This is a genomic window from Mahella australiensis 50-1 BON (assembly GCF_000213255.1).
In the GTDB taxonomy this organism is placed as follows: Bacteria; Bacillota; Clostridia; order Mahellales; family Mahellaceae; genus Mahella; species Mahella australiensis.
Window position 1 is genome coordinate 1,677,258 of record NC_015520.1, and the last position, 12,980, is coordinate 1,690,237.

Consider the following 12,980-nt stretch of genomic DNA (forward strand, 5'->3'; position numbering starts at 1 on the left):
CCGTCACTCGATCTCGCAATGTTTGGATATATTAAGCAATATTCCCATGCTGGCCATAGATATGCTAAGCGATGAACCGCCGGCGCTTATAAACGGCATAGGCACACCGGTCGGTGGCATAGACGACGTGACCACCGCCACATTCATGATAACCTGCACCGCCACTATCGATATTATACCTGTGGCCAGCAGACGCCCAAAACTATCTTTTGCCGTTATAGCCACGCGCAAACCGCGCCATATCAAAAACATAAAGATAAAAAGTATCGCCACACCGCCTATAAAGCCTAATTCTTCACATATTATGGCAAATATGAAGTCATTCTGGGGCATAGGCAAATAAAATTGTTTCTGTCTACTGTTGCCCAAACCTACACCCCATAGGCCACCCGAGCCCAGAGCGTAAAGCGATTGCACCAATTGGAATCCGGTATCGCTGGTATCCTGAAATGGATCCCTGAAAATCATTATGCGTTTATACCAATACGTATCCGCTATAACACCGGATGAAATTATGTAGGCCGCCGCACCGGCACCGATGCCAAGCAGCGACGTGAGGTGACCTATCCTGGCCCCGGCTGCGAACATCATAACAAAGCACAGCATTACCATAGTCAGAGCTGTACTAAGATTAGGCTGCATTACTATTATAATAAAAAATATACCCGCTATGATTAGATATGGAATAACGCCTTTGCTGAAAGTTTTCATAGCATCATTTTTTTTAGACATGCTTCGCGCCATATATATAACCATAGCGATTTTGGCTATCTCAGCGGGCTGTATAGTTATAGGCCCTAATTTTATCCATCGTGTGGCCTCATTTATGGTAGCACCTACCCCCGGTATGAAAACCGCGAGCAGCAGCAATATACTCAACACAAGCAAAGCATTGGCCCAACGCTCTAGCTTATGATAATCATAATTCATCATAAATACCATGGCCGCAAAACCCAGGACCGCCCACATTAACTGGCGTTTGAAAAAATAATATCCGTCGTTGTAAGTATCGACAGCGTAGTTATAACTGGCGCTGAATACCATTACTATGCCTATACTTACAAGCAATAATACCGAAAATAATATAGGATAATCACAAGCTTTTTTAGGCAATGCGCCTACCTCCTCAATTTTCTGACTGCCTCTTTGAATACCATCCCGCGTTGTTCGAAATTATCAAACATATCCCAACTGGCGCAAGCCGGCGATAGTAAAATGCAATCACCTGCTGATGATAAATGCCATGCCTGCTCTACAGCCTCTTGCAAAGAGTGTACTTTGTATATGTTGTCAAATCCCATACGTCGGGCCGCAGAAGCTATTTGATCGGCCGTCTCGCCCAGCAACACCAACGCCTTGACTTTACTGTCAAATGCCTCTATAAAGCCGGTGAAATCGGCATGTTTATCCATACCACCAGCTATTAGTATTATAGGACCGTCTACCGCTTCTATGGCTTTAACGGCAGCATCGGGATTGGTGCCTTTAGAATCATTTATAAACCGCACGCCGTCTATTTCATCGACAAACTCTATGCGGTGCTCCACACCTTCAAATGTACGCAAACCTTGCGCTATAACATCAGGCCCTATCCCCATAGCATAAGCAATGGCAGCCGATGCCAAAGCATTCTCCAAATTGTGCTTGCCCGGTATTTTTATGTCATTGACCCGGCATATTTTATCCTCTCTGCTATTAAGCCTGCATATTATATAATTATCTTTTACCATAGCGCCTTCGTCCAGCTCCTGCTTGCGGCTGAAAGGCAGGACATGAGCATTTGGTAATTCTATCAGTTGCCGACACGGTTCATTGTCCATATTGAGCACTACGTAATCGTCCGGTCCCTGATTCATGAAAATCCGACTTTTGATCGCGATATAGTTATCAAATGTGCCGTGACGGTTTAAATGATCCTCCGTTATATTCAATATAGCGCTTACATGTGGCTTGAAATACCTTATGCTTTCCAGCTGAAAGCTGCTTATCTCGGCTACAACCACGTCACCCGGCCCATACTGCTCTATGGCCGATATCATGGGCATACCGATATTTCCGCATACAAATGTATTCACACCTGCCAGTTTGAATATATGGCCGGTCAATGCAGTGGTAGTAGTCTTCCCATTAGTACCGGTAATAGCCGCTATAGGCACGTTGGATAACCTGTAAGCCAGTTCCACTTCACCAATCAATTCTATACCCAATGAGCGGGCTTTTTTTACAAATGGTTTATCAAATGGCACGCCCGGACTGACTATTGCCATATCACATCTTTCCAGCAGTTCATCCGGTTCTGCTCCGAAAGCGTATTCGGCCTTTATGCCTTCCAGTTGGTTCAAAGCATCGCCGAGTTCACATTGTTCTTTTATGTCATTTAATATTATATGAGCACCATGGCGGTATAATACTTTAGCAGCCGCTATACCACTCAAAGCCATACCTATTATCAATATACGTTTATCCTTCAACTCCATTATCCACTACTCCTATATAAACATCGGGTGACGGTTTAAAATGCCAATATGGCTATGAGGTTCAGCACGATAGCCGCCATAGTGAAAAACGCCACCACCCTGCCCTCCGGCATGCCTGACAGCTCAAAATGGTGGTGTATCGGTGTCATTTTGAATATGCGTTTACCACCAGTCAGCTTAAAATATACCACCTGCAATATTACAGACACGGCCTCGGCAACGTATATGCCACCCATTATAATCAGAAAAAGCGGTGACCTGGATATTACCGCCATAGCAGCCACAGCCCCTCCTAATGCCATGGAGCCTGTATCACCCATAAACACTTTGGCCGGATGAGTATTGAAAAGTAAAAATCCCAGGCAGCCACCGGCTACAGCCCCCGCATATACGGCCATATTGTGCATATTCACTGCTACATACGCCTGACCCTGTGCGCTCTCTATGGTACCAAATGCGTTATATATCAGGGCGAAAGTCGCAGCTACTACCAGGGTAACGCTGGCAGCGAGGCCATCAATGCCATCTGTAAGGTTTACGCTGTTGGTTGTTCCCACCACCACAAATACCGTAATTGGTATAAACAACCAGCCGAGGTTCCATTGAGTTTCAGAAAATGGTATACGCCACGCCGTGCCTATGTCTGGGTTGTTAGCAGCGTATATAGCAAATATCAGTGCTATACCTATCTGGCCTATCAGCTTTTGATATGCGCGTAAACCGAGCGAACGCCTCATCGCCACCTTTATGAAATCGTCTATAAATCCTATAAGGCCATAGCCCAGTGTAATCAGCACAGCCACCAGCATCATCTCATAATTACCCTGAGCCGCCAAAAAGGCCGCTATAATAATGGCAGGCACCATAAATACTCCGCCCATGGTAGGCGTGCCTGTTTTAGCAAGATGGGTTTTTGGGCCTTCTTCCCTTACAACCTGCCCAAATCTCCAACGTCTCAGCATAGGTATTATTATCGGCCCGCTTATCAGGCATATAATAAAAGCTATTATCACAGCATATATTATATCGCTATGCATTCTTTGCTCCTTCGTCATGCTCTTGCAAGTATTTCACTATTTCATCCATGTGCATGCCATGCGACCCCTTTATCAATATCGCGTCGCCATGCGTTATATGTTCATCCAGCCATGATATGGCATCATCATTAGAATTAAACCGATAGATATTATGTGCGTCCATGCCGGACGCCTCAGCCCCATCGGCTATAAAATGCGCCAGGCGGCCCACTGTTACCAATACGTCTATCCTTTTTTGTGCCACTATGCGTCCCAATTCGGTATGCGCCGTCTCGGCTATCCCTCCCAATTCCAGCATATCTCCCAATACCGCTATTTTTCTGGCGCTGTCTAAATCGCATAGCACTTCTATAGCTGCTCTCATCGAGTCAGGGTTGGCATTATATGTATCGTCTATAAGCTGTATATCCGGGTATATCTGAAACATCCTCAAACGTTGAGGCGTATCGTAAAGGCTCTCTATGCCTGCCTTTATCTGTTTTAACGGTACATTTGCCTCCATTCCAACCAACACCGCAGCCAAGCTGTTATACACATTATGAAAACCGGCTATATTGAGATATATATCCTCTCTTTGGCCATCGGGCAGTACCGCCGTATAACAGTAATAGCCGTTTTTATAAAGCCGTATATTCAAAACCTTGATATCACCTTTACCTCGTGTGCTAAAGTAGAGTACACGACATGGTAAGACGCTATGCAATGTACACAGCAGCGGATCATCACCGTTTAATACAGCAACGTCATTGTCGCCGAAGAAATCAAACAATTCGAGCTTAGCGCGCAATATATTTTGTTGATTGCCCAATTTCTCTATATGTGAAAGGCCTATATTGGTTATGACTCCTATGTGCGGCCGCGCTATGTCTGCAAGGTCGTGTATCTCGCCTAATGCGCTCATGCCCATCTCCAATACGGCATATTGATGATGCGGATTTATATCGAATACAGTAAGCGGCAATCCTATCTGATTATTCAGGTTGCCGCGATTTTTCAATACGTTGTATTTTTGGCTGAGCACGGCATATATAAACTCCTTAGTAGTCGTCTTGCCACTGCTACCGGTTATGGCAACTACCGTAAGGTAAAACATGCGCCTGTAATAAGCCGCCAGGCGTTTGAGCGCCTCAAGCGTATCCTCTACCTTTATTATCGGTATATCCCAATCCGCTGTATCCTTGCTAAGCATCACTGCCGACGCTCCATTTGTCACAGCGTTGTCTATAAAGTCATGGCCGTCATACCGTTCTCCTATCAGGGCAATGAACAATTGACCAGGCTTCACCGTCCTACTGTCGGTGGATACACCGTTTATAATACGCCATTTATCACCGGCAATCAGTTGGCCGCCGGTCGCTTCTATTACCTCGGAAACAGTAAGCTTCACTGCTTTTCGTCCTCCAATAGCTCACGAACTACCTCGCGCTCATCAAAATGTATGGTTTTATCCTTCAATATCTGATACGTCTCATGGCCTTTACCGGCCAACAATAGTATATCATCTTTTCGCGCCGTTTGCAGCCCATATTTTATGGCTTGGCGGCGATTTTCTATAACAATATAAGGGCAGTGAGTTTTGCGTATGCCTTCCTCAATCTGCCTTATAATAGCCATAGGATCCTCGCTTCTTGGATTATCGGATGTCAGTATACAAAAGTCGGCGTACCTGCCGCCTATTTCACCCATTATCGGCCTCTTAGCGGCATCCCTGTCTCCTCCGCAGCCGAATAGCGCTATCACGCGGCCCTTGGCTATATCTTTGACCGATTTCAGTATATTTTCTAAACCATCGGGCGTATGAGCATAATCGATGATAACTGTAAAATCAGTGTCGGTGCCCAGCACTTCAAATCGACCAGGTACGCTCTTGAGTGCTTGCAGGCCCTTCGATATATCATCCGCAGATACGCCCATGGCATAGCATGCTGCTGCTGCCGCCAACGCATTATATACGCTGAAACGGCCGGGTATATTTATTATAACCGGCCTTCTATCGCCGCATATATCAATATCAAAAGTAGAACCTTTAGCATCGCTGAGTATGTTAGAGGCTGTCACATGCGCTTCACGCTCTATTCCATACGTATATACGGTTTTGGAAACAAACATGTCCTTTAGTTTGACACCATAGGAATCGTCTACATTAGTCGCTATAAGCCCGCTATTTTGAAATAATTTTAGCTTAGCAGCAAAATAATCATCCATATTGCTATGGAAGTCCAAATGATCCTCGGTTAAATTGGTAAATATTCCTATATCAAATCGACAACCGGCTACCCTGTTCAATGCCAGCGAATGCGATGAAACCTCCATAACCACGTCCTGTATGCCACCATCGGCCATTTGCCTGAATAAGGCATATAAATCGGACGATTCAGGCGTAGTGCGTTCGGTATGCAGTACCACATCGCCTATCATATTCTGTATGGTACCTATAAGGCCTACCTTTCGCCCGCTTTGCTCCAATATGGATTTGACCATATATGTCACGCTGGTCTTGCCGTTCGTACCAGTCACCCCTATAAGATGCAGCTGCTTATCCGGATAGTCATAAAAGGCACGCGACAAGGCAGCCAACGACAAACGGCTGTCCTCAACCTTTACTACCGATACACCATCGGGCAGTGGAACATCACGGGTTACCACTACAGCTACGGCACCGTTGTCTATAGCTTGGCGTATAAACCGATGTCCATCGGTTTTAAAACCTTCTATTGCTACAAATAAAGACCCCGGCGTGACCTTGCGCGAATCATAGCATATATTTTTTATATCTAAATGAACATCTCCGTTTACAGTATAATACTCTATATCATTTAATAACTTTATCAATTCCATAAAATATTAATCCCCTTCGGTCATGTTTACTATCACCTCAGCGCCCTCTTTGACCTTGGTACCCGCTCTAGGACGCTGATCTATAATCAAGCCATTGCCTTTACCCTGCTCTAATTTTAACCCTATTTTCTCCAGTTCCTCTTCAGCCTCCCTTATAGACAATCCAAATAAATCCGGTACCTCTATATTTCCCCGAGTTTCGCTAAGAGCCTGCTGTGATTCGGTATATAGTATGATTACTGTATTTGACGGCACTTTAGCGCCGGGTTTGGGCATCATATCCACTACTATCGTTCCCTCTCCCGCTATCTCATGAGTAAGACCCGCCTCATCCAGTTTTTTGCTCGCCGCTTCTAATGTCATATTCCTAACATCGGGAACGGTTATAGTTTCAATGGGCTGTTGGCCGTCTATATTTGGTTTTATACCCCAGTAATCGAACGTATCGGATATAATACTCTTAACAGCAGGTGCGGCCACCGTGCTGCCAAAATATGTACCGGCGTTCGGTTCCTGTACCACAACTAGCACCACTATCTTAGGATCATCAGCCGGAGCAAATGCCACAAAGGAGGATATATACTTGCCGGCTTGGTAAGTCTCAGCCGTACCGGTTTTACCGCCTATCCTGTAACCTTCTATATAGGCTGCTTTACCAGTTCCTTCAGATACCACACTCTCCAATATAGGGCGTAGCGTTTCAGATGTCTGCTCGGATATCACTCGTCTTACTATCTGCGGTTTATTATCTATCACTATATTCCCATCATTATCCTTTACTTGCTTCATCACATGCGGGGTTATAAGCTGCCCGCCATTTACCGCTGCCGATATGGCGGTAACCAATTGTACGGGTGTTACCGATATACCCTGGCCAAAGGATATGGTAGCCAGCTCTACAGGCCCTACGTTATCTTGTTTCTGGAGCAAACCTCGGCCTTCACCGGGCAGATCCAGGCCGGTTTTTTGTCCAAAGCCAAATCGGTTTATATAATCGTAAAAAGTGTTGACACCCATCCTTTCTCCCACTTCCATGAACACAGGGTTACAAGAATTTTGCACACCCTCTACAAACGTCTCGTGGCCGTGCGGATTATATGAGCGCCAGCATTTTATCTTTTGCCCAGCCACTATCTTATAGCCTGGGTCGTAAAATGTATCATCCGGTTTGACTGCTCCCGAATCCAGGCCCGCCGCCGATGTGATTATCTTAAACGTTGAGCCTGGCTCATATATATCTTTGACAGCGGCATTTCGCGTTGCTTCCTCTATATCCTTAGCTGTTTTAAGCTCAGGAGAGGGAAAACCATTGGGGTTAAAATCAGGCTTATTTGTCAAAGCCAAGATTTCACCTGTCTTAGGATCCATAACGACGCCTATGGCCTTTTTAGCCTTGTTATCCGACAATGCCTGCTCGACAGCTTTTTCAGCAAAATGCTGTATTACAGCATCTATAGTCAAATATACATTATCCCCATCTTGCGGTTTGATATACTGCTCAGGACTCATAGGCAGCTCACGGGCCTTGCCGTCTGTCTGAGTAACTATTTTCCCCTCTTTGCCTTTCAAGTATTTATCATATTGGAGCTCCACGCCATCCAATCCCTGGCCGTCTCTGCCTACAAAGCCCAGTATATGCGATGCCAGATTTTCATTTGGATAATATCGTTTGGCTTCCTCTGTAAATTTTATACCTTTAAGCCCAAGCTGACGCACAGCGTTGGCCTCTTCCTTGCTCACCTGACGCTTAAGCCACTTTTCAGATTTGGTTTTATCGGTTATTATCTTCAATATCTCATCGCGATCCATGTCGATTATCGGAGCCAATTTATCAGCCGTCCCTTCGGGATCGACTATATCTAGCGGCCTTACTATTATAGTTTCCGCGCTTGCACTCTGTGCCAATATCCTGCCATTTCTATCATATATAATGCCGCGCTTTGGAGACACGCTTATCTCTCTGGCCCACTGGTCGTACGCCTTTTGCTGTAATATCGGCCCTTGCTTTATCTGAAGCCAGCCTAAACGTATTATAAGTGCAATAAATAATATAAATATTATTATTAACAGCCAAAGAAGTCGCTTCCTCGCCGTTACCGATATGCTGCCCAATAATCTCAGCTCCCTAACATTATATCAATCTAATAGTCCGTATATTATGGCCCACAGGCTTTTATGCTGGCGTGAATCGGCTACAGCTTGTTCTTCTGTTGGTTTATCATCTTTGGGTGAAATATGTACATATACCGTTTGAGACGGCTCCGGATAATGCATGTGCAGCTTTGTACGCGCTATCCTCTCTATGTTATCGATATTATTGGCCATGGTCATCTGAAGTGTCAGATCATCGTTGACCCTTTGCACCTGCGCCAATTCCTTTTTCATGTCCAACAGCTCATAATTTGCATTGATGATTTGGACATGACGTGAAACCAAGGCACTAAATGTTATAAACATGAGCATCACAATCAAAATAGGTTTGATCCTATTTCGCTTTTTGACCTTGGGCCGTGGCTCAAGTTGCCGCTTCGGCATTTGTTCTTCATAAAATTCCCGCTGTGCTACTACCATATTTATTCACCCTCTCCATCGTTTATAACTTACAATTTTTCGCACACTCTTAGTTTAGCACTTCTCGCCCTCGGGTTTGACTCTACCTCATCAGGCGTTGCTATAACAGGTTTTTTAGTCACTATAGCAGCTACAGGCTTGTTGCCGCATACACACAGTGGTGTATCGGGCGGACAGGTGCATGGATTTTGCCACCGTCTAAATGTATCTTTCACCAGCCTGTCCTCCAACGAGTGAAAGGAAATGACACATAACCTGCCGCCCGGCTTAAGGCAATCCATCGCCTGTATCAGTCCCTCTTTTATAGAATTCAATTCGTCATTTACCTCAATGCGTATGGCCTGGAAAGTACGCCGAGCCGGATGCGGACCTTCTCGCCTTGCTGCCGCAGGTATAGCCCGTTTTATCACCTCTACCAATTGCCCTGTGGTTTCAATAGGGTAACGTTGCCGTTCTTTTACTATAAAAGAAGCTATCCGCTTGGCCCATCGCTCTTCGCCATAATCCTTTATTATCTCATAAAGCCTTTTTTCGTCATATGTATTTACAACATCTTTAGCCGTAAGCAACTGCTGTTTATCCATGCGCATATCCAGCACAGCTTCCGCATTATAGCTAAAACCCCTTCCGGCATCATCCAATTGATGTGACGATACGCCGAGATCCAGCAATACGCCGTCCACTTCGTTGACCTCTATACCATTTACCAGAGCCTTCATATACCGGAAATCGCCTTTTATTAACCTAACACAACTGCTATACTCTTTTAGCGTTTCCGCTGCATGAGCCAGCGCTTCGTCGTCTTTATCTATACCTATGAGCAAACCATCGCCGTCTATCCTACGGCATATTTCCAATGCATGTCCACCACCACCTATCGTTCCATCTATATATATGCCGCCCTTTCGGCAGCTCATATATTGCATTACTTCCTCCACCAACACCGGTTTATGATAATCGTTCATCATATACCCAAATCGGCCATCCTTTCAGCTATAGACTCATGATCAAGATTTGCCTGCTCATTGTATTCGTCCCAGATATCCTTGCTCCATATCTCAACGCGCGTCAGTACCCCCACCAACACGACGTCCTTAACCAATGAAGCATATTCCCTTAAATTAGCAGGCAAAAGTATCCTTCCTTGCTTATCTATCTCACATTCGGTAGCGCCGGCGAAGAAGAAACGTACAAAAGCCCTGGCATCCTTGTTGGTCAAAGGTAAGGCTTTGAGACGCTGCTCGAGATTAGACCATTCATCGGGAGAATAGACAAAAAGGCATCTGTCCAGGCCCTTGGTCGCCACAAACTTATCGCCCAAGTCATCCCGGAATTTAGAGGGTATTATCAAACGCCCTTTTTGATCGATTGTGTGCCGGTATTCTCCCATAAACATGATCATTTACCTCACTACATTACTCGCCACTTTAAACCACTACGCACCACTCTGTGTACTATTTTACATCTTCCACTGGAATTTTACCAGCACTTTTCGAAAAATTTTTTTAAATAGGTCTTAAGTCCTATACGATAGCAATAAAAAAACCGACTCGCGTCGGTTTTATCCATGTATAATCTTTATGTTTTCCCTTTAATGCTTGCTATCCGAATGAACGGCAACATCTCCTCCACCACTTCATCAACGGTCTTATCCGTGCTGTCTATGAGAATAGCATCATCGGCCTTCCGAAGAGGAGCAAATTCCCTCTCGGAATCGTTTTTATCCCTGGCTCTAATATCGTCTTTGACATCATCCAGCGAATGCTCATAACCCTTAGCGCGCATCTCCTCCAGGCGCCTTTTGGCACGCTCTTCTATAGATGCTGTAAGATAAAACTTTACATCGGCATTTGGCAACACAAATGTACCTATATCCCTTCCATCCATCACAACATCGTGCATGCGTGCTATGCGGCGCTGGAGCTCAACTAACTTAAGGCGCACCGCAGGTATCGCGGCCACTTTAGATGCACCATCCGATATTTGCGGCGTCCGTATAATATCGGTTACATCGCGCCCATCCAACAACACATGCTGCTGCTCGTCCACATAGCTTATATCTATATCGGTGTCCTCCAATAAAACGCTCAGTGCGTCGGTATCCGACACATCCACCCCTTGTTCTATTGCCTTTAGAGCTATAGCCCTATACATGGCACCTGTATCGAGATATATGATATTAAGCTGTTTTGCCAGCAGCTTGGCCACCGTGCTCTTACCTGCTCCGGCAGGTCCATCTATAGCTATATTCAGCATATGCTAATTCTCCCCGCTTAAATCCGGGCGCAACTGTTTAGCATCGCGAAGATAAATATGTACTATATCTTTTTGCGCTTTATCGGTCTCTATCAAAAGCATTACTCTTATACAACTCGGCAAACCACCCCATACGTCCATCTCCTGCAGACACATTATACCGCAGTGTACAAATCCCATATCTCGTGCAGGCGCACCCGGGTATATGGAGGAAATGTCCGGCGTGCAACTGAATAACATGCTTACCACGTCATCCACAGCTATACCGTTGGCCTCTACGATAGCGGTCAAAAGCTCATGTACGGCATCGCGTACATCATCGGGGCCGTCGGCATCTATGGTAATAGCACCTCTAACAGATCTTATAGCCATTATATACACCTCCAACAATACTATTGTATCATTTATCAAAATATAATACAATTACATTTGTAATAAGGCTTTATGATAAATATAAGAAAATGAGGATTGTACCATGGAACAATGGGGAAGTAAAGATGTGGCAAAAGCAGCTATACGGATAAGTCTAACTAAAGACAGAAATGAAGAGGCAGAGTTTAAGAACAAATGCAAGCAAATTGGTATTGACGCTGCAGCAGTGGACTACGGTGGCGAATTTACATCATCAATACCTAAGATAATAGAGCGCGCCGTAGTGGCAGCCAAGCGCGAGGGCATAATAGGCGAATCTCATCTGGAGGAGGGAGCCGTAGCCGGAGCTACCCACGAGGCTTTGAGCCAGCTTATGCCTAAGGCTATGGGCTTGAATGTGGGCGGAAAACTAGGCATAGCAAGATATGCCGATCACATAAGCGTGGCGATATTCTTCGGCATAGGGCTGCTGAACCTCAATGAGGTGTCTATAGGTTTAGGCCATAGGGCTGTATAAAAAAGGCAGGGTATAAATCCCCTGCCTTTTCCCAAAGTTGTATTATACTGCCCGATATTGATTGTCTTGTCTTGGATCATGTATTATCCTAAAATGATCAAAAAAACTTTCTTTGCAGAGCAATTGAACACCCGTATTTTACATACGCCGTTCGTAGCATCAAATGTAATTTTCTGCAAAGGAGCTATTCCGGTAGTAGATACCGGCACATCAAACAATAGCTGTATACAGTCGCTGGAAACCGGAATCTGAGAGATGTCTGTTTTATCATAAGTCCTCCCAAATTACGTGTTCTTGCTTGTACTCACCTAATAATCATCTATCTCCTACCCGATTTTTCAATAAGATAGTATTATCTTTTTGCAATTCCGACATACATATGCCTTTGGCCAAGTAGGCGGTTTTGTAGAAAAAGCATCCGGCGGTAACATAATTGCTCCTTTTTCTTCAAAGGAACTTTGCGAGTATGCGAGGGGGGCTTTTTGGCCGATCGGCAAGAAATAATTTCCTCCTCGACTTCTGAATGTCCCTTCTTCCATTCTACAACCGCAATATGGACACAGATATTCAATCAAATCGTCTTTCATCATGAATAGCTTTTCACCCCCGGGTAAGCATATCCCCAAAAATCACAAAACATCCAATAGGCAACGGCGTTTGTATTCCAAGGAAGATACCCTTCATAATAATATTCTGACGAATATCCTCCTCCGCTCAATGCTACCGATATTTTTCTGCATCGTAAATTCGCTCAATAATGAAAATTGGTCGAGTAGACAGGTCACCGCTTGACACCACCTCCCGGTGTCTGCCCCTCACAGAACCGTACGTACCCTATTGAGGCATACGGCTCTTGCTCATTGCATACCAAAAAGCAATTGTTCCCATTCTTGTATCAAACTAATCAACCAC

At 44.9% G+C, this 12,980-nt stretch carries 13 protein-coding genes; 1 reads left to right on the forward strand and 12 read right to left on the reverse strand.

Going from position 1 to position 12,980, the window contains the following annotated elements; genetic code table 11:
• Positions 1–3 precede the first annotated feature (3 nt).
• The 11 genes from spoVE to aroH all read right to left on the reverse strand — a co-directional run bounded on the left by spoVE (position 4) and on the right by aroH (position 11,551).
• A complete protein-coding gene (gene spoVE, locus MAHAU_RS07950; RefSeq protein WP_013781208.1) occupies positions 4–1,113 on the reverse strand; it encodes a stage V sporulation protein E in 1,110 nt (369 codons plus the stop codon).
• Between the two features lie 5 nt (positions 1,114–1,118).
• Entirely contained in the window at positions 1,119–2,477 is a 1,359-nt protein-coding gene (gene murD, locus MAHAU_RS07955) for a UDP-N-acetylmuramoyl-L-alanine--D-glutamate ligase (protein WP_013781209.1), read from the reverse strand.
• Between the two features lie 35 nt (positions 2,478–2,512).
• A complete protein-coding gene (gene mraY, locus MAHAU_RS07960) occupies positions 2,513–3,514 on the reverse strand; it encodes a phospho-N-acetylmuramoyl-pentapeptide-transferase (RefSeq protein WP_013781210.1) in 1,002 nt (333 codons plus the stop codon).
• The gene (locus tag MAHAU_RS07965; protein WP_013781211.1) at positions 3,507–4,901 is read right to left on the reverse strand and encodes a UDP-N-acetylmuramoyl-tripeptide--D-alanyl-D-alanine ligase; all 1,395 of its coding nucleotides are present in this window, start codon (positions 4,899–4,901) and stop codon (positions 3,507–3,509) included. The genes mraY and MAHAU_RS07965 overlap by 8 nt, the downstream gene beginning before the upstream one ends.
• A complete protein-coding gene (locus tag MAHAU_RS07970; protein WP_013781212.1) occupies positions 4,898–6,352 on the reverse strand; it encodes a UDP-N-acetylmuramoyl-L-alanyl-D-glutamate--2,6-diaminopimelate ligase in 1,455 nt (484 codons plus the stop codon). The genes MAHAU_RS07965 and MAHAU_RS07970 overlap by 4 nt, the downstream gene beginning before the upstream one ends.
• Positions 6,353–6,358: 6 nt before the next feature.
• A complete protein-coding gene (locus MAHAU_RS07975; RefSeq protein ID WP_013781213.1) occupies positions 6,359–8,464 on the reverse strand; it encodes a stage V sporulation protein D in 2,106 nt (701 codons plus the stop codon).
• Between the two features lie 24 nt (positions 8,465–8,488).
• A complete protein-coding gene (locus tag MAHAU_RS07980) occupies positions 8,489–8,923 on the reverse strand; it encodes an FtsB/FtsL family cell division protein (protein WP_013781214.1) in 435 nt (144 codons plus the stop codon).
• Between the two features lie 29 nt (positions 8,924–8,952).
• Positions 8,953–9,888, reverse strand: coding sequence for a 16S rRNA (cytosine(1402)-N(4))-methyltransferase RsmH (gene rsmH, locus MAHAU_RS07985; protein ID WP_041644481.1), 936 nt, complete (start codon positions 9,886–9,888; stop codon positions 8,953–8,955).
• Positions 9,888–10,319 carry a division/cell wall cluster transcriptional repressor MraZ gene (mraZ, locus tag MAHAU_RS07990; protein WP_013781216.1) on the reverse strand — a complete coding sequence of 144 codons (432 nt, stop codon included), beginning with the start codon at positions 10,317–10,319 and terminating at the stop codon, positions 9,888–9,890. The genes rsmH and mraZ overlap by 1 nt, the downstream gene beginning before the upstream one ends.
• Before the next feature lie 182 nt (positions 10,320–10,501).
• Positions 10,502–11,179 carry a (d)CMP kinase gene (gene cmk / locus MAHAU_RS15870; protein ID WP_013781217.1) on the reverse strand — a complete coding sequence of 226 codons (678 nt, stop codon included), beginning with the start codon at positions 11,177–11,179 and terminating at the stop codon, positions 10,502–10,504.
• A 3-nt stretch (positions 11,180–11,182) separates the two neighbouring features.
• The gene (aroH, locus tag MAHAU_RS15875; protein WP_013781218.1) at positions 11,183–11,551 is read right to left on the reverse strand and encodes a chorismate mutase; all 369 of its coding nucleotides are present in this window, start codon (positions 11,549–11,551) and stop codon (positions 11,183–11,185) included.
• Between the two features lie 103 nt (positions 11,552–11,654).
• Between aroH and MAHAU_RS08005 the strand changes: the two genes are divergently transcribed.
• Positions 11,655–12,068, forward strand: coding sequence for a HutP family protein (locus MAHAU_RS08005; protein ID WP_013781219.1), 414 nt, complete (start codon positions 11,655–11,657; stop codon positions 12,066–12,068).
• A 338-nt stretch (positions 12,069–12,406) separates the two neighbouring features.
• Here MAHAU_RS08005 and MAHAU_RS16135 read toward each other — a convergent pair whose 3' ends face one another.
• A complete protein-coding gene (locus tag MAHAU_RS16135) occupies positions 12,407–12,658 on the reverse strand; it encodes a PF20097 family protein (RefSeq protein ID WP_013781220.1) in 252 nt (83 codons plus the stop codon).
• Positions 12,659–12,980: the final 322 nt, after the last annotated feature.